This is a genomic window from Paraburkholderia sp. A1RI_3L (assembly GCF_048957895.1).
In the GTDB taxonomy this organism is placed as follows: Bacteria; Pseudomonadota; Gammaproteobacteria; order Burkholderiales; family Burkholderiaceae; genus Paraburkholderia; species Paraburkholderia kururiensis.
Genome location: NZ_JARCHA010000001.1, coordinates 570,725 through 591,332, shown reverse-complemented (window position 1 = coordinate 591,332; position 20,608 = coordinate 570,725). Strand labels below are relative to the sequence as shown.

17 protein-coding genes are annotated in these 20,608 nt (G+C 63.2%); 8 read left to right on the top strand and 9 right to left on the bottom strand.

Going from position 1 to position 20,608, the window contains the following annotated elements; all coding sequences use genetic code 11:
* Positions 1 to 119: 119 nt before the first annotated feature.
* Both adh and PXJ20_RS02845 read left to right on the top strand, forming a co-directional pair.
* On the top strand, positions 120 to 1,640 hold the full coding sequence (adh, locus tag PXJ20_RS02850; protein WP_421030136.1) for an aldehyde dehydrogenase: 1,521 nt from the start codon (positions 120 to 122) through the stop codon (positions 1,638 to 1,640).
* 218 nt (positions 1,641 to 1,858) lie between these two features.
* Positions 1,859 to 2,251 (top strand): DUF779 domain-containing protein, encoded by a 393-nt coding sequence (locus PXJ20_RS02845; RefSeq protein WP_277597102.1) that lies wholly within the window; start codon positions 1,859 to 1,861, stop codon positions 2,249 to 2,251.
* A gap of 58 nt (positions 2,252 to 2,309) precedes the next feature.
* Here the strand turns inward: PXJ20_RS02845 and eutC are convergent, their stop codons facing one another.
* From eutC to PXJ20_RS02820, 5 genes are all read right to left on the bottom strand, one after another.
* Positions 2,310 to 3,104, bottom strand: coding sequence for an ethanolamine ammonia-lyase subunit EutC (gene eutC, locus PXJ20_RS02840; RefSeq protein WP_421030135.1), 795 nt, complete (start codon positions 3,102 to 3,104; stop codon positions 2,310 to 2,312).
* Positions 3,101 to 4,495, bottom strand: coding sequence for an ethanolamine ammonia-lyase subunit EutB (locus PXJ20_RS02835; RefSeq protein ID WP_126878628.1), 1,395 nt, complete (start codon positions 4,493 to 4,495; stop codon positions 3,101 to 3,103). Before PXJ20_RS02835 ends, eutC begins: the two co-directional genes overlap by 4 nt.
* A 75-nt stretch (positions 4,496 to 4,570) precedes the next feature.
* Positions 4,571 to 5,974 (bottom strand): ethanolamine permease, encoded by a 1,404-nt coding sequence (gene eat / locus PXJ20_RS02830; protein WP_421030134.1) that lies wholly within the window; start codon positions 5,972 to 5,974, stop codon positions 4,571 to 4,573.
* Between the two features lie 146 nt (positions 5,975 to 6,120).
* Positions 6,121 to 8,475: a hypothetical protein gene (locus PXJ20_RS02825; RefSeq protein ID WP_421030133.1), complete on the bottom strand. Its 2,355-nt coding sequence runs from the start codon at positions 8,473 to 8,475 to the stop codon at positions 6,121 to 6,123.
* 591 nt (positions 8,476 to 9,066) lie between these two features.
* The gene (locus PXJ20_RS02820; protein WP_126878630.1) at positions 9,067 to 9,657 is read right to left on the bottom strand and encodes a hypothetical protein; all 591 of its coding nucleotides are present in this window, start codon (positions 9,655 to 9,657) and stop codon (positions 9,067 to 9,069) included.
* A 334-nt stretch (positions 9,658 to 9,991) separates the two neighbouring features.
* Here PXJ20_RS02820 and PXJ20_RS02815 point away from each other — a divergent pair, with 334 nt between their 5' ends.
* Positions 9,992 to 10,495, top strand: a complete 504-nt coding sequence (locus PXJ20_RS02815; protein WP_126878631.1) for an HrpB1 family type III secretion system apparatus protein — start codon at positions 9,992 to 9,994, stop codon at positions 10,493 to 10,495.
* Positions 10,496 to 10,649: 154 nt separating this feature from the next.
* Positions 10,650 to 12,089, top strand: a complete 1,440-nt coding sequence (locus PXJ20_RS02810) for a pyridoxal phosphate-dependent decarboxylase family protein (RefSeq protein WP_421030132.1) — start codon at positions 10,650 to 10,652, stop codon at positions 12,087 to 12,089.
* 36 nt (positions 12,090 to 12,125) lie between these two features.
* Here the strand turns inward: PXJ20_RS02810 and PXJ20_RS02805 are convergent, their stop codons facing one another.
* Positions 12,126 to 12,821: a phosphatase PAP2 family protein gene (locus tag PXJ20_RS02805; RefSeq protein ID WP_413212809.1), complete on the bottom strand. Its 696-nt coding sequence runs from the start codon at positions 12,819 to 12,821 to the stop codon at positions 12,126 to 12,128.
* Positions 12,822 to 13,206: 385 nt separating this feature from the next.
* On the opposite strand from PXJ20_RS02805, the gene PXJ20_RS02800 reads away from it, so the two are divergent.
* The 3 genes from PXJ20_RS02800 to PXJ20_RS02790 are packed head-to-tail and all read left to right on the top strand — an operon-like array spanning position 13,207 to position 15,181.
* Entirely contained in the window at positions 13,207 to 13,833 is a 627-nt protein-coding gene (locus PXJ20_RS02800; protein ID WP_126878634.1) for a LemA family protein, read from the top strand.
* On the top strand, positions 13,830 to 14,681 hold the full coding sequence (locus PXJ20_RS02795) for a TPM domain-containing protein (RefSeq protein WP_421030131.1): 852 nt from the start codon (positions 13,830 to 13,832) through the stop codon (positions 14,679 to 14,681). The genes PXJ20_RS02800 and PXJ20_RS02795 overlap by 4 nt, the downstream gene beginning before the upstream one ends.
* A 2-nt stretch (positions 14,682 to 14,683) precedes the next feature.
* Positions 14,684 to 15,181 carry a TPM domain-containing protein gene (locus tag PXJ20_RS02790; RefSeq protein WP_421030130.1) on the top strand — a complete coding sequence of 166 codons (498 nt, stop codon included), beginning with the start codon at positions 14,684 to 14,686 and terminating at the stop codon, positions 15,179 to 15,181.
* Between the two features lie 35 nt (positions 15,182 to 15,216).
* Here the strand turns inward: PXJ20_RS02790 and PXJ20_RS02785 are convergent, their stop codons facing one another.
* On the bottom strand, positions 15,217 to 15,858 hold the full coding sequence (locus PXJ20_RS02785; RefSeq protein ID WP_421030129.1) for an alanyl-tRNA editing protein: 642 nt from the start codon (positions 15,856 to 15,858) through the stop codon (positions 15,217 to 15,219).
* A 157-nt stretch (positions 15,859 to 16,015) separates the two neighbouring features.
* Here PXJ20_RS02785 and PXJ20_RS02780 point away from each other — a divergent pair, with 157 nt between their 5' ends.
* Positions 16,016 to 16,600: a hypothetical protein gene (locus PXJ20_RS02780; protein WP_126878637.1), complete on the top strand. Its 585-nt coding sequence runs from the start codon at positions 16,016 to 16,018 to the stop codon at positions 16,598 to 16,600.
* Positions 16,601 to 16,773: 173 nt separating this feature from the next.
* On the opposite strand, the gene gyrB is transcribed toward PXJ20_RS02780, so the two are convergent.
* Together gyrB and dnaN are read right to left on the bottom strand one after the other, a co-directional pair.
* Positions 16,774 to 19,245, bottom strand: coding sequence for a DNA topoisomerase (ATP-hydrolyzing) subunit B (gene gyrB / locus PXJ20_RS02775; protein ID WP_421030128.1), 2,472 nt, complete (start codon positions 19,243 to 19,245; stop codon positions 16,774 to 16,776).
* Between the two features lie 112 nt (positions 19,246 to 19,357).
* Entirely contained in the window at positions 19,358 to 20,461 is a 1,104-nt protein-coding gene (gene dnaN, locus PXJ20_RS02770; RefSeq protein WP_017772327.1) for a DNA polymerase III subunit beta, read from the bottom strand.
* Positions 20,462 to 20,608: the final 147 nt, after the last annotated feature.

The following is a 20,608-nucleotide window of genomic DNA, read 5'->3' as shown; positions in this document are numbered from 1 at the left end:
CGCGATGCGTCATGCCGCCTCTGCATTGGCACGCTTCTGGCGTAACGAGCGCCCGGCAGGCGCGCCGCAGCGCCGGACCAACAATGCAGACCCATGCAGACACATGTGAGGAGCGACTGATGAACCACGCGGAAATGCAGTTCCTGACCACCGAATACCCCTACAAAAAGCAGTACGGAAACTTCATCGGCGGCGAATGGGTGAAGCCTGTCGGCGGCGAGTATTTCGATAACGTCTCGCCCATCACCGGCGAGCCGTTCACCTCGATTCCGCGCTCGCGCGCCGAAGACGTCGAACTCGCGCTCGACGCCGCGCATCGCGCCAAGGACGCCTGGGGCAAGGCCTCGCCCGCCGAGCGCGCGAGCGTGCTGAACCGCATCGCCGACCGCATGGAAGCCAACCTGCAGCGCCTCGCCGTGGCCGAGACCATCGACAACGGCAAGCCCCTGCGCGAAACCCTGGCCGCCGACATCCCGCTCGCCATCGACCACTTCCGCTACTTCGCCGGCTGCATCCGCGCCCAGGAAGGCTCCGTGTGCGAGGTCGATCACGACACCGTCGCCTATCACTTCCACGAGCCCCTCGGCGTGGTCGGCCAGATCATTCCGTGGAACTTCCCGATCCTGATGGCCGCCTGGAAGATCGCCCCGGCGCTCGCCGCCGGCAACTGCATCGTGCTCAAGCCCGCCGAGCAGACGCCCGCTTCCATCCTGGTCCTCATGGAGCTGATCCAGGACATCCTGCCCAAAGGCACGCTCAACGTCGTGAACGGCTTCGGTCTGGAGGCGGGCAAGCCGCTCGCCACCAGCAAGCGCATCGCGAAGGTCGCCTTCACGGGCGAGACCACCACGGGCCGACTCATCATGCAGTACGCGAGCGAGAACATCATTCCGGTGACGCTGGAGCTGGGCGGCAAGAGCCCGAACATCTTCTTCGCCGACGTGATGGACCGCGACGACGGCTACTTCGACAAGGCACTGGAGGGCTTCGCGATGTTCGCGCTGAACCAGGGCGAGGTCTGCACGTGCCCCTCGCGCGTGCTGATCGACGAGAAGATCTACGACCGCTTCATGGAACGTGCGCTCAAGCGCGTGGCCGCCGTGCAGCAGGGCCACCCGCTGGACCCGAAGACGATGATCGGCGCGCAGGCCTCGCAGGAGCAGCTGGAAAAGATCCTCTCGTACATCGACCTGGGCCACCAGGAAGGCGCGCAGTGCCTCACGGGCGGCGAGCGCAACGTGCTCGCGGGCGAACTCTCGAAGGGCTACTACGTGAAGCCCACGGTGTTCCGCGGCCACAACCGCATGCGCATCTTCCAGGAAGAGATCTTCGGGCCGGTGGTGTCGGTCACGACGTTCAAGACCGAAGAGGAAGCGCTGGAGATCGCCAACGACACGCTGTACGGCCTGGGCGCCGGCGTGTGGACCCGCGACGGCACGCGCGCGTACCGCTTCGGCCGCGCAATCCAGGCGGGCCGCGTGTGGACGAACTGCTATCACGCGTATCCGGCGCATGCGGCGTTCGGCGGCTACAAGCAGTCGGGTATCGGCCGTGAAACGCACAAGATGATGCTCGACCACTACCAGCAGACCAAGAACCTGCTGGTGAGCTACAGCGAGCAGCCGCTGGGGTTCTTCTGAGCGGTGGCTTGATGCGTTGGTGAAAGACGGGCGGCGGGCGGAAGAAACGCACGCCGCCCCCACGTTTTCTTCTACAGGGAGGCTCGCATGAGTATGCGCAACTGCGCAGCTTTCCGCGCGGCGGCATCGGCTCGCCGGCGCACCGCACGCAGCTATCCGCGTGGGCGTTCGCGCGCTGGCGGCGCGGTCGTCGCGCACCACCATCACGGAGCACCACGATGTCTGTTGAAGACGTCTCTCGCGTAATTGCCACGCCGGCCGCCGTAGCGCTGATCGACAAGCTCAAGGCCGAGCACGGCAACGTGATCTTCCATCAGTCGGGCGGATGCTGCGACGGCAGCGCGCCGATGTGCTTTCCCGCCGCCGAATTTCGCGTGGGCGCATCCGACGTGAAGCTCGGCGCCATTGCGGGCGTGCCGTTCTACATGAGCGAATCGCAGTTCGAATACTGGCAGCACACGCAATTGATCATCGACGTGGTGCCGGGCAATGGCGGCATGTTCTCGCTCGAACGTCCCACGGGCCTGCGCTTTCTCACGCGCTCGCGGCTCTTCGACGACGCCGAAAACGACTGGCTCGCTGTGCATCCCGTGGAGCGGGCCGACGCGTAGCGCTTAAGCGGCGGTGTCCGCCGTTTCAAGCGCTACGCGTCGCAAGCCAGTCAGTTGCTTACGGCTGACCGCCAGGTGCTTCCACTGCCGCTGCCGGTGCTGCTGAAGAAAGCAGCGCGTCGCTATCGTCCTTGAGTCCGACGCCGGTCAGGCCCAGTCTGCGAGCGTGCGTGAGCAGATAGTGGAGCTTGTGCGCGGCGGCCGCGTAGCTCAAGCCTTCGGGGCGCACGTTGGAAATGCAGTTGCGTTCGGCGTCGGTACGGCCCACCTTCGGTTCGTAGGTGAGATAGACACCCAGGCTATCCGGCGAACTCAAACCTGGCCGCTCGCCAATCAGCATCACCACGAGCTTCGCGCCCAGCAGTTCACCAATTTCGTCGCCCAGTGCCACGCGCGACTGCCGCGCTACGATCACCGGCCCGATCTTCCAATCCGCGAGCTTCGCCTGTACTTCGAGGAAAAGCGGCATCGCCTGCTTTGATGCGGCGAACGCGGAGAGCCCGTCGGCGATCACGAATACGACGTCGGGCGCGCCCTCCATTGCCGCAGTGCGCAGCGTTTCGCGGCTTTCGTCCGAGAGCCGCCGGCCCAGGTCCGGACGGCGCAGATAGTGTTCGCGGTCAGGCGCGGCACTGTGCACGTCGAGCGAGATAATGCCGCGCGCGCGCAGCGCATCGTGCAAAGGGCCGGCATCGAACGGCTGATGCACGGCGTCGCGTGCCTGCGCGTGCGAGAGATTGAAGGCGAGCAGCGGCTGCGTAGGCAGGCTGTTGCCCGCGCGGCCCAACGCGATGCGCGCCTGCGTAAAGCGGCGCAGCGCCTGCCACGGGTTCTTTTCAAGAAAGTCGCTCATGCCACGCCCATCCATTCGCTCGCGCCCTCCAGCAGCGGCTGGCGCGGCGACACGGGCAGCAGCGCGCCGCGCGCGTCGATGATCTGCATGGACTCCAGCCATTCCTCGAACTCGGGCGCACGGCGCAGGCCCAGCACCTCGCGCACGTAGAGCGCGTCGTGAAACGAGGTGCTCTGATAGTTGAGCATGACGTCGTCCGCGCCGGGAATGCCCATGATGAAGTTGATGCCCGCCACGCCGAGCAGTGTGAGCAGGTTGTCCATGTCGTCCTGGTCCGCTTCGGCGTGGTTCGTGTAGCAGATGTCGCAGCCCATCGGCACGCCCAGCAGCTTGCCGCAGAAATGGTCTTCGAGCCCCGCGCGAATGATCTGCTTGCCGTCGTACAGATACTCCGGCCCGATGAAGCCCACCACCGTGTTGGCAAGCAGCGGCCGGAAGCGGCGCGCCACAGCATAGGCGCGCACTTCGCAGGTCTGCTGGTCCACGCCGGAATGCGCGTTCGCCGAAAGCGCGCTGCCCTGCCCGGTTTCGAAATACATCACGTCGTCGCCCACCGTGCCGCGCTTGAGCGAAAGCGCCGCCTCGTGCGCCTCGGCCAGCAGCGCGAGCGAAATGCCGAAGCTCGCGTTGGCCTTCTCGGTGCCGGCAATGGACTGGAACACGAGATCGACAGGCGCGCCCTTTTCGATGGCCGCGATGGAGTTGGTGACGTGCGTCAGCACGCAAGTCTGCGTGGGCACGTTATAGCGCTGGCGGAACTCGTCCATCATGACGAGCAGCGTCGTGATGGCGGCGAGGCTGTCCGTAGCGGGATTAATGCCGATCACCGCGTCGCCGCAGCCGTACATGAGGCCGTCGAGCATCGAGGCGGCAATGCCTTTGACGTCGTCGGTGGGATGGTTGGGCTGCAGGCGCACCGACATGCGGCCCGGCAAGCCGATCGTATTGCGAAAGCGCGTAATCACCGGACGCTTGCGCGCCACGGTAACGAGATCCTGGTTGCGCATGAGCTTCGAAACGGCTGCGACCATCTCCGGCGTGAGGCCGTCGGTAATACGCAGTAGCGCGTCGGAATCCGTCGTGCCTGAGAGCAGCCAGTTGCGAAAGTCGCCCACGGTAAGGTGCGCGATCTCGGCAAATGCTGCTTCGGAATGACCGTCCATGATGAGGCGTGTGATCTCGTCCTGTTCGTACGGAATCACGGCTTCGTTCAGGAACGTGCGCAGCGGCACCTGGGCCAACGCCATCTTCGCGGCCACGCGTTCCTCTTCGCTTGCCGCGGCCACGCCCGCGAGCTGGTCGCCGGAACGCAAGGGGCTCGCCTTCGCGAGCAGCGTCTTCAGGTCGGCGAAGCGATAGGTACGTGCGCCGATTGTCTCCGTATAGCTCATCGTCTTTGCTCCATCGTGCGAGCGCCGCACACGGGCAAATAGGCCGTGTGCGGCGCCGCGCGTCTTGCGGGTCGCTTACTCTTCGAGCAGCGCGTCGGCCGGTGCCGTCTCGCGCTGGCTGCGCGTGGCAAGGAAATACACGTAGCCGAGCGCCATGAACACCGCGAATACGAACGCGACTTCGAGATTGAAGTACACCATCGTCGCGAGCGAAATCACGGCGGCAACGAGCGCGAACGCCGGGAAGAACGGGAACAGCGGCGCGCGGAACGGGCGCTCCATATTCGGGTCCGTACGGCGCAGCTTGAAGAGCGCCAGCATGCTCACGATGTACATGACGATAGCGCCAAACACCGACATCGTCACGATATTCGCCGTAAGCGTCTGGCCGGCGAACTGGATCAGCTCGTCGCTATAGATGGCTGCAATGCCGATCACGCCGCCCGCCAGAATCGCACGATGCGGAGTCTTGAAGCGCGGATGCACCTTGGCGAGCCACTCGGGCAGATAGCCGGCGCGAGCCAGCGCGAAAATCTGCCGCGAGTAGCCGAGGATGATGCCGTGAAACGACGCGACGAGCCCGAACAGGCCGAGCCACACGAGCATGTGCATCCAGCCGCTGTGCTCGCCGACGATGTACTTCATCGCTTGCGGCAGCGGGTCGTTGATGTTGGAGAGCTTGGTCCAGTCGCCCGCGCCGCCGGCGAACACCATCACGCCGATCGCGAGCGCAACGAGCGTCAGAATGCCGGTGACGTACGCAATCGGAATGGAACGCTTCGGGTTCTTCGCTTCTTCGGCGGCCATGGCCACGCCTTCAATGGCGAGGAAGAACCAGATCGCAAACGGGATGGCTGCGAACATGCCGTGAAACGCGCCCATGCTGAAGTGATCGGCGCCGGCCCAGCCGCCCTTCGTGAAGTTCGACCATTCGAAGCCGGGCGAGACCACGCCCATGAACACGAACAGTTCGAAGATGGCGAGCAGCGTGACGAAAAGCTCGAAGGCGGCAGCTATCTGCACGCCTACGATGTTGAGCGCCATGAAGACAAGGTACGCGCCCATGGCCGCGTGTTTCGGTTCAAGGCCGGGAAACTGCACGTGCAGATACGCGCCAATGGCGAGCGCAATGGCAGGCGGTGCGAACACAAACTCCACAAGTGTCGCGGCCCCCGCGATGTAGCCGCCCACCGGACCGAACGCGTGCCGTGCATAGGCGAACGGGCCGCCCGCGTGCGGAATCGACGTGGTGAGTTCCGTAAAGCTGAAAATGAAGGTGGTGTACATCGCGGCGATGAAGATCGCCGTTACGACGAAACCCAGTGTGCCGGCGCTCGCCCAGCCATAGCTCCAGCCGAAATACTCGCCGGAAATGACGAGCCCCACCGCGATGCCCCACAGCTGCCACGTGCCCAGCGTCTGCTTCAATTCATGATGCGTGACTTGCCCTACATGCTGGCCCTTCGACTCTGCTTTCATCGGAATCTCCCCTGACGTTGCGGCCCGGCGCCCCACGCGGACCGACAGCCTTGGGCGGATAGTAGAAAGCCATAAATCGAGGCGTTATCGAAAATCGGCAAAGGTGTGCTGCGCCGCCGTACCGCCGTGTTTTAAGGAGCGGCTGCTTACTGCGCGTCGCCGGGCCCTTCGATTTCAGCCTGCGCCTTGCGATCCACCGCATGACGCCAGCGCGCGCCGAACGTGAGGTTGTGCAGCCAGATGGTGAGTACGCCCATGAACGTTTCGTACGAACCCGCTGCCGCGTAGGCGATGGGCACATGCAGGAACAGCGGGCCGAGCAGCGCGCCCATCGCGGGCGCCGAATAGGTGCCGAGCGTGAGGCCGAGCCGCGCGGGGTTCACGCCCATTGCTTCCTTCATGCCGGCGCGCCACGCTTCGAGCCGCCCTGCGGGCGCACTCTGGTTCAGCAACGACTCGATGGCCTGCGGGCTGTCCAGTTGCCTCATTTGCGCAACGATGCGCTCGCGCTCGGTGGGGTGGGTGCCGCATTGTTCGAGTGCCGCGTCCACGATGCGCGCGAGTTCTTCCGGCGAGGGGTTTTCCGCCGCGAGTGCGTCGAGCCGTTCGCGCGTGGCGGCATCCAGCACAATGCGCTCGGGCAATTTGCCTTCGCGTTCCAGCTTGCGATAGTTGTCCGCGAAATACTTCACCGACATGAGCCCCGTTGCCGCCGAGAGCATCACGGCGCCCGTCGAAAACAACGCGCCGCCCGCATGATCGCCCACCGTGCGCGAGACCTCGTCGATGGAATTCGCGGCGAACAGCGCGAGCACCGCGACAGGCGCGAGCGTGGCGATGCGCTTGCGCATCTCGTCGTTGCTCATGCCTGCGCCGCGCAACGCGGAAAGTTCGGCGCCTTCGGCCATCACGTCGTCGGCGGAGGCGGCGAGGAACTTCGCAAAGCCGCCCATGTGCAGCGCGTCCTGCACGACTTCCACCGTGGGCGCCATGACGGCAAGCGACGTGAGAATGGCGCGCGCGCCTTCGGAGGTGCGATTCGCGTCGTCGGCACTCAAGCGCCGCAACGCGTACTCGCGGCCGAACGTGTCCGCGAGCAGCGTGTCGAGCCGTGCGACGTCGGCGTGCGTGCGCGCATCGTGCTCGCCGCCGGACGCAGAAACGCTCAGCACGTCCGACGAAAAATCGTGAATGAGGTTGATTGGCGTGTCGAAGTCTTCGTCGTCGGCGAGCGCACCGCTCGACATCTGCGCGAGGACCGCGCCGCGAAAACCGTCTCGCGCCTGTGGGCCTGCTTTTTCGAGCGCGCGGCCCAACTGCTTGCCGCTCTCTTCACGCAGGCGTTCGAGGTCGCTCTCCAGCACCTTCGGGCGCGTACCCGCGCGCACGAGCCCCGGCAACCACGTCGTGACGAACTTGTGCTGCGAATGCGTCGCCACGTGGCGGATCGCGTCGAGCACAGCGTCCGGCGTCTGCGAGCAACGCACGAGATGCAGCGTGGCGCCCTGTGCATAGAGGCGTTCTACGATCTGTGCGGCCTCTGGATACATTTCAACGAGCGCCGCCATTTCCGTGGGCATTTCATCGCTGTCAGCATCAAACGATTCACGCTCGAAGTGGGCCTCGACGAATTCCTCGGCCTCGGGTCCGCTCGTCACGCCGAGCGCATTCCACCGCTCGCGGCGCGTCTGCAACGCCTCGCGGGCTTGCTGTGGCAGCGCGGCCAGCACGTCGGCGGGTACGTTGAGCATGTGGCCGGCGTCGAACGACGTTTCGTGCTCGCCGTCGCGCGTTGCGATCTTGAAGGCGCGTGTCCATGCGGGACCACCCGACGCTTCATGCACCACGTGCAGGCCCGCACGCTGCTGAGGCGTCAGTGCACCGACCCAGTCCGAAAGCGCATTGCGTTGTCCCCACTCGTCGTGCTCCCAGACGGCGCGCTCGTGCAGATGCGAGACCACGTCTTTCACGCGCTCGTCGCAACTCTTCATGCGCGGCATGACGCGACGCACGGTGTCGGCGCTGCGGCGAAAAAACGGTGCGCGTTCGTAGCCGAGCACGTACGCGATGTCGCGCGCGGAAAGCTTCACCTCGGCAGCATTGGCAGTAGAAAGCAATGTGATTGCGCGGCTCAGTTCCTCGCGGCCGGCAGCGGTATCGAAGGGCGGCGATGAAGGCGTCGGCAGAGCCTGTGGCTCGTGTGCCTCGTTTTCATCCTCGTCGCGCGAGCCACCAGCGATGGGAAATATCGGGCCGCGTGCGCCGGCGCCGATGGCGGCGAGACCGGTGTGCGGATCGATTGCGGTGTAACCCTTCGGCAAGCCGGTGTTCGCGTCGGCTTCGATCAGCGCGTAACGCGTCGTTCCGCTCGCTGCGTCGTAGCGCATTGCGAGATAGGCGTCGGTGCCCGCCGGCTTCACGAACTCGCCGCCGCCCGGCGCGGCGATACGCGCTTCCTTGCCGACCGCATAGCCCAGGCTCGATAGACGGACCATCGGCACGGTGCCCTGCTCATCGAGCAACGCACGGTTGGCGGCAGCACTTTCGCGCAACCGTGCGGCCCCCGTCCTGGAGGACGAAACGCTCGCACTGTTGGCCGCCATGCTGACGAAATGCGTGAGAACAGGGGCTGGCTGGGGTGGCTTAGGTGGCTGTGGTGGTTTTGACCTGCTCGAGAGCGTGGCTGGCAACGCAGACGTGCGCCGAAGCGCTGAGGGCGCGTTCGCTGACCCCGCTTCTGCAACGTCCGCCCCTCGCACAACCGATTCACCATCGCGGTGGCCGCGCGGACTTGGGCCGAGCGCCGAAAGCCCGGCGCCGGCCGCAGGCCGAGACATCGGCGCGGGCGGGGTGGTGCCGCCTCCCTCTGCGGGGAGGTTGCTATTGTTCTGCACCCCAACATTTTTTGCGGCATCGCCGCCCGAAGTCACTTTCACGCTGGATTCCTTACTGCTGGTGGGGTGGTATGTCGCGACGTCTGCCTGCCGCGCGAATGCAACGCGGCCCGCGTGACGCCTCCATGCGTCACGCGAGCCGCCTCATGCACGCTCACCAGCCAAGCGGCAGGTGCGATGGCGCTGTGCCGGCAGACGTCAGAAATCGTTCTGCTGGTTCAGATCGCCGGCGCTCACGGTCACATCGGACGACGAGAACGTGACGTTGCCGCCATCGCCCGTCTGGCCCTTCACCGCATGGCCCGACAGCATCGCGAGCGGATTGCCGCCGTCCTGCAGGCGCTCGATCTCTTTCGTCGCGCCGGAATTCAGCGTGACGTTGCCTTGCGAATCGATCACGCCCACCGAATCTCCGCTCTTGTTGTACAGGTTCCCGTTCGAGTCTTCCTGTAGATGCAGTGCCTCGCCACCGGCCTTCGAATTGATCTTCACGTCGTGCAAGCCCTGCCCATTCGGTGCTCCGGTGCCGGTGGTGGACGGCTGGCCCGTGAAGTTGACCGGCGTGTACGGCGACGGAGACTGGCCTGTCGTGCTCGCGCCGCCCTGCTGCGGGAACTGCCCGGTATTCGGCTGATTGGTGGGCGTGCTCGCGCTGTTGCTGTCGGCGAGCAGCTTCTCGATGTCCTGAAGAATTTCTTCGGTGAAGCCCGCATTGTTCGACGCGCCGGTCTCGAAAGACGGTTGCGTTTGCGAATTCAGATATTGGGTTGTGATGGAGTTCGTGCTCATGGAGATCTCGCAAAGGTTGACACAGTGGGTCAGCAAGACAAACCAGACAATGAAAGACAGGCGGCCCGCGCACGGACAACGCCCCACCGCATAGCGTAGAAACTGCCTGCGGCAAAGCGGTGCGCAACGCGAAGCCAGGTTTTGCGCTGCGAAACGTTTGATGCAGGCACGAGAGCAAGTGCCGCTCGTTGCGAGCCATACCTTCCATGCCGCATCGCGCATCCAATGCATCGATTCGTTCGTGCGTGCGCGTCTTCGCATGTCATACGCCAGCAACGCATCTCAGCAAGAGAATCGGGAACCGGCCTTGCGGCCAGGCTGTGCACGCGTGCGCATGTACGCTGGCGCACATTCGCGTTTGCCGCATTTGCGCTCACTCACGATGCTCGATATTCAATGCGATCCTGTGGTGCTCGGCGTGCTGCTCTCGATCTTCGCGACGGGGCTGCGTATCGGCGCACACGCGGAGCTTGAAGACCTGCTTATCGTGTTGCGCCTGCTGCATCCGAAGCAGGCTGCCGTGGACATCTGCGAGGTGCGTTTGCTGATCGCAAGGCACCGCTGGGTAGATGCTTTGAGGCTGCTGCGGCAAATGGAGGAACAAGGCAACGGTTCGCCCGTGGTGTGGGCGCTCCAGGGCTGGTGCCTCTACGTGATGCGCGATACGGACTGGCGGCGCTGCGTGTCCGCTGTGCTGCGCGCGGGCGAGCCCACGGCACTCGCCATTACCGCCCGATTCCTCGAAGTACCCGAGGCCGGCGACGCCACCGCGGAACGCATCGCCGACGCGATGGAGCGCGGCCGCCGCGTCGGCGCACGCCTCGTGCAGCGCTGGTAACGCGCGCACGCATCGACATTTCAGCGCTCCCCGCAACGTTGCGCGCTCGCCTTCGCTAGAATCATCCGCGAACGCAGCGCCGTATCGCATGCTGCCGATACCGGCATTCACCGCAGCGCATCATTGGTGCACCGCACCGAACGGGGATCCCTCCATGACGGACAAGAGCAACACGAGGAACGCAAACGCATTTCGCCCTGCCCTGGAACGGGCGCTGGGTCATTCGCTCGACTATCTGGAGGCGCTCGACGAAAGCCCCGTGGCTGCAAGGGCCAGCCTCTCCACTCTGCGCGAACGTCTGGCAAAGCCGCTCGGCGACGAAGGCGTGGCCGCTGAACGCGTGATCGACGATCTCGTGAAAGACACGGCAGGCGGCATCGTAGGCAGCGCGGGAGGCCGCTTCTTCGGCTGGGTGATTGGTGGATCGTTGCCGGCTGCGCTCGCGGCCGACTGGCTCACGAGCGCCTGGGACCAAAACGCCGCGTCGTTTTCGTGCGCACCCGCCGAGGCCGTAGTGGAGGAAGTGTGCGGCGCGTGGCTCAAGGAACTGCTCGGATTGCCGGCGCAGGCGAGCTTCGGCCTGACGAGCGGCTGCCAGATGGCGCATGTCACGGCGCTTGCGTCCGCACGTCATGCGTTGCTCGCGCAACGCGGCTGGGACGTGGAACGCGACGGCCTGTTCGGTGCGCCCGCCATCCGCCTGCTGAGCAGCGATCAATTGCACGGCAGCATCTCGCAAGCCACACGGCTGATCGGCATGGGAACGGGCGCGGTGCGGACCTTGCCCTGCAACGACACGGGGCGGCTCGACGCAGCGGTGCTCGAAGCGGCCCTGCAACAGGCGTCCGATGCACCGACCATCGTGCTGCTACAGGCGGGCGATCTCAACATCGGCGCCTACGATTGCTTCGCGGAACTCATTCCGCTTGCGCACCGGTACGGCGCGTGGGTGCATGTGGATGGCGCCTTCGGCTTGTGGGCGAACGCGAGTCCCCGTTACAGGCACTTGCTCGCGGGCGTCGAACACGCAGATTCGTGGACCACGGACGGCCACAAATGGCTCAACGTCCCCTACGACAGCGGATACGCGTTCGTCGCACATCCCGACGCGCACCAGCGCACCATGGGCTACCAGGCAAGCTACATCAGCTACAACGAACAGGTGCGCGAGCAGAAAGATTGGAGTCCGGAATGGTCTCGCCGCGGGCGGGGCTTTGCTACTTACGCCGCGCTACGGCAATTGGGCCGCGGCGGCGTGGCGAACCTGATCGAACGTTGCTGCGAAGCGGCGCATGCGATCGTGATGGGCGTTGCAGCGCTGCCCGGCACTCAACTCATGTGGGAGCCGCAAATCAACCAGGGGCTCGTGCGCTTCCTGCATCCCAAGCCAAACGCAACTGAAAGCGATCACGACCAGTGGACCGACGCCGTGACGGCCGCCGTGCTCGCGAGCGGCGAAGCGCTGTTCAGCAACACGACATGGCGCGGCAAACGGTGCATGCGCACATCGGTCTGCAACTGGCAGACGGACGAGCATGACGTGACGCGATCGATTGCCGCGGTGGCCGCCGCATTGCGGCAGCTTCGCGGATGAGCCCACACGATAGGCATCGGCACGCTTTCGCGCACGTCAAAGCACCTTCGTCGCCGAATGCCACAACTGCATCAATTCGTCGAACTGCGTGATGAGCTCGTAGCTCAAGAGAAAGGCGAACATGTAGCCGGGGCCGGGAAAGCGCTCCACGCTGTGAAGAATGGGCCGTGCGATGCGCGCCCTCAGCACGTCGCGCGTGAGCGCCCACGTGATGACAATACCGATCACTGCGCCCGCGATCACGTCGGTGGGATAGTGCAGACCGAGATACACACGTGGCGCACAGATGAACACCGCGGTGTAGATCAGCGCCAGCGTACCGATGCCTCGCCACACGAGGAAGATACCCGTGGCTATGGCGAACCACAGCATGGCGTGATCGCTCGGAAACGAGCTCCACGTTCTCATCACGCTATCGCCCAGCCCCACGGCAGGGAAGTTCAGATGCAGGCTCGTGTCGTAGATGGGCCGCTCGCGAAACGGGAGCGCGTGGGCGAGAAGCCGGCCCGTCATGAGCGCAATGAACCCGCTTGCGATCGTGGCCACCACCATTTCGCGCGCCCATTCGCGGCGCTCGCCGGGCGTGAACCAGATCCACCACAGCGCGGCAATCAGCATGAGGCCCTTGAACAGATACAGAGCCGCGATCGTTCTGATTGCGTGGTTGATTATCGCGGAGTGGGCTGCGTGGTTGACGATGAAGGTTTGAACTGCTGTATCGAAACCGCTCACTTTGACGTCCTGAGTTGCAATGGAAAATAAACGAGGTCTTGTTCTCGTGTTTTCCTCTCGCTGTCCCCGTCAGAAGATTGCGCGTTCGCTGCTGCATTGCGCAACCGTGGCGCGTACAGAGCGCCGTGTGGTGAGGGACGATGATACGGTCAAAGCCCTAGCCAGCAGGCATAAAAATCGTAACGGGGGGTAACGGGAGCGAAGCGGGACAGCAAGCGGCGCACCAGAAAGCCGCAAAGAGGCCGATTGACCTGCATCAAAGGGGCCCGATACCGGCCGCGTAGCGTGTTCGTAGTCGCGCCTTATATTGAGAGCGGCGGGCATTCAAGCCGCTGCGTGCATCGCACTTGCCGGAACGGCGATACCCTCTTTGCGGATTTGAGATATGCGGATACGTGCACTGTTGAGCCTGTTGCTGCTGGCAATCGTCGTGGTGCTGCCTGGGTGCGGCTACAACGCCATCCAGACCGAGGACGAACAGGTGAAGGCGAGTTGGTCGGAAGTGCTGAATCAGTACCAGCGCCGCGCGGACCTCGTGCCTAATCTCGTCAACACGGTGAAGGGGTACGCAAATCAGGAAAAAGACGTGCTCACGAGCGTAACCGAGGCACGCGCGAAGGTGGGTTCCATTCAAGCGACGCCCGGCCTTATTTCGGATCCCCAGGCGTTCGCCAAATTCGAGGCTGCACAAGGACAACTCACGTCGTCTCTCTCCAGATTGCTGGTGGTGTCGGAGAACTACCCGCAACTCAAATCGGACGCGAATTTCAGAGACTTGCAGGCGCAGCTCGAAGGAACGGAAAACCGCATTGCCGTCGCGCGGAATCGGTATATCAAAGCGGTGCAGGCGTACAACGTCACGATCCGGTCGTTTCCCAGCAATCTCACCGCAAAAGCTTTCGGCTATCAGGAGCGGCCCAATTTCTCGGTGAGTAATGAAGCCGAGATTTCGAAGCCGCCGCGCGTGGACTTTGGCACCCCGCCAGCATCTGCGGGCGGAGCATCCAATTGAACGTCGTTCGTCTCGCGATTGCACTCGTCGTCGCGTTGCTCGTCCTTGTCGGCGTGCCCGCTCACGCCGACGCACCGGTGCCCGCGCTAACTGCGCGCGTCACCGACGAAACGGCTACGCTCACCAGCGAGCAAAAGGCCACGCTAGAACAGTCGCTTAAAGACTTCGAAGCCCAAAAGGGGGCGCAGATCGCCGTGCTGATCGTTCCCACCACTGCGCCCGAGACGATCGAGCAGTACTCGATTCGCGTGGTCGAGCAGTGGAAACTCGGCCGCAAGAACGTGGACGATGGTGTCCTGCTCATCGTGGCGAAGAACGATCGAAGGCTGCGCATCGAGGTCGGCTACGGCCTTGAAGGAGCGCTCACGGATGTCACGAGCAACCGCATCATCAACGAGACCATCGTGCCGCGCTTCAGGCAGGGTGATTTCTACGGCGGTATCTCGGCGGGTGTCGACAGCATCATGCGTGTCGTGCGCGGCGAGCCATTGCCGGCACCGCCTGCGCAGAAGCGCAGCGCCGACGGCAACGGGCGTTTGCTGCCCGTACTCTTCCTGCTGACCGTGGTCGCCGGCGGCATCTTGCGCGCGATATTGGGCCGGCTTCCCGGGGCGGTGGTAACGGGCGGCGCAATCGGCTTTCTCGCGTGGCTGCTTTCCGGCGCGATGCTCATCGCCGTCGTGGCGGGTGTAATTGCGCTGCTGTTCACGCTGCTGGGCAGCGGCATGGGCGCATACGTGGGTGGACGCTCCATCGGTGGTGGAAGGTTCGGGGGCGGTTCGAATCGCGACATCTTTCGCGGCGGTGGTGGCGGATTCGGTGGCGGCGGCGCCTCGGGCAGGTGGTAGCGATGGACGTCAAGCGCCTTCTCAGGCATCTCTTCATGACGCGCTGGCGAGTCAACGCAGCGTTTCCCCGTTCATCGCTGCTTGTGGTCGAGAAAGCTGTGCACGAGAGCCATCAGACCCATGTGGGCCAGATCCGTTTCGCTGTAGAAGGGGCATTGCATAGCGGGGCACTGCTCAAAGGCCAGTCGGCCCGCGAACGCGCAATCGACGTGTTCTCCGAACTACGTGTCTGGGACACCGAACACAACAACGGTGTACTGATCTATTTGCTTCTGGCAGATCGCGACGTGGAGATCATCGCCGACCGCGGCATCGACGCCAAAGTCGATCGCGAAGAGTGGGAGACCATCTGTCACGCCATGGAATCGGAGTTTCGGCGCGGAAACTACCAGCTCGGTGTGATGGGGGGAATTGCGCTGGTCACACAACTGCTGAAGACGCACTTTCCGGCTCATCGTCCTCCGCGCGAAGAATTGCCGAGTTCACCGGTGGTGCTTTGACGCGTTCAGGTAGTCTGGATACCTGACGATATGCGTTACTCGAGTAACGTGATCTCGATTCGCTCCTTTCCTTTCCCCGTATTTTTTCGTTTGAGCTTCAGGGCGCCAACTTCGCCCGTCGATTTCGGATGCGTGCCGCCGCACGCCATCGTGGCAAAGCCCTCCACCTTCCAGTAGCGACGCTGCGCTTCGACATCGCTGAAATTGGTCACGATAGCCAGATCGCGCTTCGTCAAATCCAACGCGGCCTGTTCGATCTCGGGAAATAGCGGCGAGACGCTCTCATCGCTCGCGAAGTCGATGCGTGCCTTGTCTTGCGCAATATGCGCACCAATGCGCTCGATACCCGGCCTGAGTCGATACACGAGTTGCAGCACCATTTCGGCTGCGAAGTGCAAACGCATCAGCCGGTAGCGACGTTCCCAGTCGATTCGCCACGTCACTCGGTCGCCCACTTTGAGCGAATGCTCACGTGGAAGGGTGTAGATGATTTCGAGGCCTATCTTTTCGGCCTTGATGACGGGATAAGCGCCGAGCCAACCCGAGTCGCTTTCCTGACCGCCTGAGGCGGCGAAAAAAATCGTCGCCTCGACTTGTACCTGCTTGCCGTTCACCTGGCTCACCACGGTATCTAACGTGGTTCGATAGGGCTCGTCCCAGAATACTTTGCGCGTCATGACTGGGTCTGTTCTTGTGAAAGGGAGAGACAGCGTAGCCAGGGACGGGTGGTGTGGCTTGTACGATCTTGCGGCCCCGCCAGGCTCACCAACGAGTTCACGAATTCCATGGCGAATCGTTCATACCGGCAGGACGCGCACGGGAGGAGCCACGAGCATGCTGCAGACACAGATCGCATTGCAAATGCTGCTGAATGCCATCGCTCGCCGCCCGGCCCGTCCTGCAGCCACGCATGTAGCCGCGGCTACCACTGCCAGTCCGCCCCCCGCCACGAAGGAGAGCAAGATGCCGAGCGAATTCGATTTTCTTGACAAGCACTACGATAAAACGGACATCCCCGAGGTCGCCGCACAGTCCGCGCGGGAGCGGTTCGGCAACTATCCCGTCGCACGCACGAGCACGGTCATATACGGCATCGACTGGGAAACGCTTGTCGATTCGATTATCAAAGCCGTCGACAACTATTCGTACGGCGCAATCTTCAACACATCGGCATTCGCGTATCTCGGCCAGTACAACGGCGCGCCGCAGTGGAACATCGTCCTCACCGGATTGAAATACGTGAACGCCACGATCAAGGTAGTCGGCTCGACGCCGACGTACACCATCGAGGACTACGACAACGGAACGATCGTGGTCAACGCACAGGTCTCAGGCAACAATCCGCCGATGCTCGGCGATATCGTGCATTTGCAGGCTGCGATCGGTAACTATATCGGGACGGTGCAGTTGAAGAATTGAAGACGGGGGCGGCGTTGTTGTTGTGGGGCGCAAGGTGTGCGATTGGGGTGCGATTCGGGTGCCCAGTCGGGCTTGCTGCGAAGCCGTGGATGATCGCCAATGAAAAGACCCATAAGTCTCTCGACTTATGGGTCTCGGTTTCTTGCGTTATGAGGCTATCTACCTACCCACCCTCAAACATCAATATTCCCCGCCCTCAACGCATTCGACTCGATAAACGCCCGACGCGGCTCCACGTCGTCGCCCATCAGCGTCGTGAAGATGCCGTCCGCCGCAATCGCATCTTCAATCTGCACGCGCAGCAGGCGCCGCACGTTCGGGTCCATCGTCGTTTCCCAGAGCTGTTCGGGGTTCATCTCGCCAAGGCCCTTGTAGCGCTGCTTCGAGACGTTGCGCTCCGCGTCCGTCATCAGCCACTTCATAGCGCTTTTGAAGTCGTTCACGGCCATGCTGCGCTCGCCGCGCTTGATCACAGCGCCCTTGCCGATCAAACCCTTGAACGTGTTGGCCGTATTCAGAAGTTGCTGATAGTCGGCGGTCAGCAGGAATTCCTCGTCGATCACCGTGACCTTCACGTTGCCGTGATGGCGCCGCTCCACGCGCAGCGAGCGCAGTTCGCGCACCTGGTCGTACATGGGCACCACGCTGACTTCGGGCTTCAGCGGGTCGTCGCGCAAAGCGATTTCAAGCGCCTGGGCCGATGCCTGGGTGGACGCCTCGCTCGTGAGGTCGATGGCCACGCCGTCCATCACGGCCTCGAGCGCGCGCTCGTCATAGAGACGGCTCAGACGATTCACCACCGCGCGTGCGAGCAGGTATGACCGCGCCAGTTCGCCCAGCGCGTCGCCTGCGATCGGCGTGCCGTTTTCGGTGGGCAGCAGTTCCGATCCGTTCAACGCCACTCTGAGCATGTGTGCGTTGAGTTCGGCATCGTCCTTCAGGTATTGCTCGTCTTTGCCGGCCTTGAGCTTGTAGAGCGGCGGCTGCGCGATATACACGTAGCCGCGCTCGATCATGTCCGGCATCTGGCGATAGAAGAACGTGAGCAGCAGCGTGCGAATGTGCGCGCCGTCCACGTCAGCGTCGGTCATGATGATGATGCGGTGGTAGCGCAGCTTCTCGAGGTTGTAGTCTTCCTTGCCGATGCCGCAGCCCAGTGCGGTGATCAGCGTGACGATCTGCTCCGAAGACAGCAGCTTGTCGTAGCGCGCCTTCTCGACGTTGAGCACCTTGCCGCGCAGCGGCAGGATTGCCTGGAACTTGCGGTCGCGGCCTTGCTTGGCCGACCCGCCTGCGGAGTCGCCCTCCACGATGTAGATTTCCGACTTCGCCGGATCTTTCTCCTGGCAGTCCGCGAGCTTGCCGGGCAGACCCACGCCGTCCAGCACGCCTTTACGGCGCGTCATTTCGCGGGCCTTGCGCGCAGCGTCGCGCGCGCGCGCGGCGTCCACGATCTTGCCGCAGATGATCTTGGCGTCGTTCGGCGTTTCGAGCAGAAACTCTTCCAGCGCCTTCGCGACCACTTCTTCAACAGGCGCGCGCACTTCGGACGAAACGAGTTTGTCCTTCGTCTGCGAGCTGAACTTCGGCTCGGGCACCTTCACGGAGAGCACGCACGAAAGGCCTTCGCGCATGTCGTCGCCGGAGGTTTCCACCTTCGCCTTCTTCGCGACTTCGTTGTCCGCGATGTACTTGTTGATGACGCGCGTCATGGCCGCGCGCAGACCGGTCAGGTGCGTGCCGCCGTCGCGCTGCGGAATGTTGTTCGTGAAGCACAGCACGTTCTCGTTGTAGCTGTCGTTCCACTGCATGGCCACTTCCACGCCCACGCCGTCTTTTTCGCCGTTCACGTGGAAGATCGTGGGATGCAGCACCTGCTTCGTCTTGTTGATGTACTCCACGAAGCCCTTCACGCCGCCCACGAACGCGAAATCGTCTTCCTTGCCGCTGCGCTGGTCGGTAAGGCGGATGCGCACGCCGTTATTCAGGAACGACAGCTCGCGAATGCGCTTGGCGAGAATGTCGTAGTGGTATTCGACGTTGCCGAAGATGGTCTCGTCGGCCATGAAGTGCACTTCGGTGCCGCGGTTTTCGGTTTCGCCGACGTACTGCATCGGCGAAACGCGCTCGCCGTTCACTTCTTCGATCACGCGGTTCTGTGCGATGCCGCGGTGGAATTCCATGAAGTGCTTCTTGCCGCCGCGGCGCACGGTGAGGCGCAGCCAGCTGGACAGTGCGTTCACGCACGACACGCCCACGCCGTGCAGGCCGCCCGACACCTTGTAGCTGTTCTGGTCGAACTTGCCGCCCGCGTGCAGTTCCGTCATCACGATTTCGGCGGCGCTGCGCTTCGGGTCGTGCTTGTCGTCGAGCTTGATGTCGGTGGGAATGCCGCGGCCGTTGTCCTGCACGGAAATGGAGTTGTCCGCGTGAATGATCACGTGGATGTCGTTGCAGTGGCCGGCCAGCGCTTCGTCGATGGAGTTGTCGAGCACTTCGAACACGAGGTGGTGCAGACCGGTGCCGTCCGACGTATCGCCGATATACATCCCCGGGCGCTTGCGGACCGCCTCCAGACCCTCGAGGATCTGAATGGAGGAGGCGCCGTAGCTGTTGTCGGGTTGCGTATTGTTCAGTTCACTCATGGAATTTTCCGGTTCTGCGTCACTGCCAGTGTTGCTGCTCGATACGTTTCAAAAAGCCATAAAAACGCCAAAGGGGCGCTGCGCCCCCTGGTGTTCTTGTTTTTTTGCGGCGTCAGATGCGCATTGGCATCACCACGTATTTGAACTGTTCGTTCTCTGGAATGGTGATGAGCGCGCTGGAGCTGGCATCGCCCAGGCTTACCTGCAGCATGTCGACCTTCAGGTTCGCGAGTACGTCGAGCAGGTACGTGACGTTGAACCCGATGTCGATGGTGTCGCCTTGATAGGCGATCTCCAGTTCTTCCTGCGCCTCCTCCTGGTCCGCGTTCGTGGACATGATCTTCAGCTGGCCCGGCTGCATGATGCAGCGCACGCCCTTGAACTTGTCCGACGTGAGAATGGCCGCGCGTTGCAGCGAATGCTGCAGTTCTTCGCGGCCAATCAGGAACGTGTTCTTGTGCGACTTCGGAATGACGCGCTGGAAGTCGGGGAATTTGCCTTCCACGAGCTTCGACACGAGCTCGACCTGGCCGAAGGTGAACTTGACCTGGGTCTGTGCGATGTCGATTTTCAGCGTGTCGTCGATGTCTTCGAGCAGGCGCTGGAGTTCGAGAATCGTCTTGCGCGGAATGATGACTTCCTGACGCGGGAACGCGCCCTCGATCTTCATGGACGAAAACGCGAGGCGGTGGCCGTCGGTCGCGACTGCCATCAGCTGGTCGCCGTCCACCACGAGCAGCATGCCGTTCAGGTAGTAGCGGATGTCCTGCTGCGCCATGGCGAAATACACCTGGCCCAGCAACTGGCGGAACGTTTTTTGCGGAACCGTGAGGCTCGCGCCGAAGTCTTTGGCTTGCGCGACCGTGGGGAACTCGTCTGCAGCGAGCGTCTGCAGCGCGAAACGGCTCTTGCCCGATTGCACGGTCAGACGCTTGTCCGACAGCGACAGGCTTACTTCGCCGCCCGGCATGGCGCGCAGGATGTCGAGCAGCTTGCGCGCAGCCACCGTGGTTGCGATGGAATCGCTGCCTACGCCGAAATCGGCGCGCGTGGTGATCTGGAGTTCGAGGTCCGTGGACAGGAACGACACATCGGAACCGGTTTTGGTAATCAGCAGATTGGCGAGGATCGGCAACGTGTGGCGGCGTTCGACAATGCCGCTCACCGTTTGCAGCGGCCTGAGGAGGTTATCGCGTTCGGTCTTGACCAGTTGCATAGAGTTCCTTCGTTGATGTGACGGCCTGCGCGTCTCGCCCGGCTCGTCACCGCGCGGCCCCGGTCCCCGCCGGCGCCTGCGTGCAGTACCGGCCTCGGCGTGAAAATCCCGCCCGCGACCGCCGGGCGGTTAAACCTGTATTGTGCC

Bases quoted from the DNA above. Each gene is read 5' to 3' on its own strand.
- PXJ20_RS02820 (WP_126878630.1), bottom strand. From the start codon at position 9,657: ATGAGCACGAACTCCATCACAACCCAATATCTGAATTCGCAAACGCAA.
- gyrB (WP_421030128.1), bottom strand. From the start codon at position 19,245: ATGAGTGAACTGAACAATACGCAACCCGACAACAGCTACGGCGCCTCC.
- PXJ20_RS02785 (WP_421030129.1), bottom strand. From the start codon at position 15,858: ATGACGCGCAAAGTATTCTGGGACGAGCCCTATCGAACCACGTTAGAT.
- PXJ20_RS02815 (WP_126878631.1), top strand. From the start codon at position 9,992: ATGTACGCTGGCGCACATTCGCGTTTGCCGCATTTGCGCTCACTCACG.
- PXJ20_RS02835 (WP_126878628.1), bottom strand. From the start codon at position 4,495: ATGAGCTATACGGAGACAATCGGCGCACGTACCTATCGCTTCGCCGAC.
- PXJ20_RS02810 (WP_421030132.1), top strand. From the start codon at position 10,650: ATGACGGACAAGAGCAACACGAGGAACGCAAACGCATTTCGCCCTGCC.
- dnaN (WP_017772327.1), bottom strand. From the start codon at position 20,461: ATGCAACTGGTCAAGACCGAACGCGATAACCTCCTCAGGCCGCTGCAA.
- PXJ20_RS02790 (WP_421030130.1), top strand. From the start codon at position 14,684: ATGGACGTCAAGCGCCTTCTCAGGCATCTCTTCATGACGCGCTGGCGA.
- eutC (WP_421030135.1), bottom strand. From the start codon at position 3,104: ATGAGCGACTTTCTTGAAAAGAACCCGTGGCAGGCGCTGCGCCGCTTT.
- eat (WP_421030134.1), bottom strand. From the start codon at position 5,974: ATGAAAGCAGAGTCGAAGGGCCAGCATGTAGGGCAAGTCACGCATCAT.
- PXJ20_RS02800 (WP_126878634.1), top strand. From the start codon at position 13,207: ATGCGGATACGTGCACTGTTGAGCCTGTTGCTGCTGGCAATCGTCGTG.
- PXJ20_RS02780 (WP_126878637.1), top strand. From the start codon at position 16,016: ATGCTGCAGACACAGATCGCATTGCAAATGCTGCTGAATGCCATCGCT.
- adh (WP_421030136.1), top strand. From the start codon at position 120: ATGAACCACGCGGAAATGCAGTTCCTGACCACCGAATACCCCTACAAA.
- PXJ20_RS02845 (WP_277597102.1), top strand. From the start codon at position 1,859: ATGTCTGTTGAAGACGTCTCTCGCGTAATTGCCACGCCGGCCGCCGTA.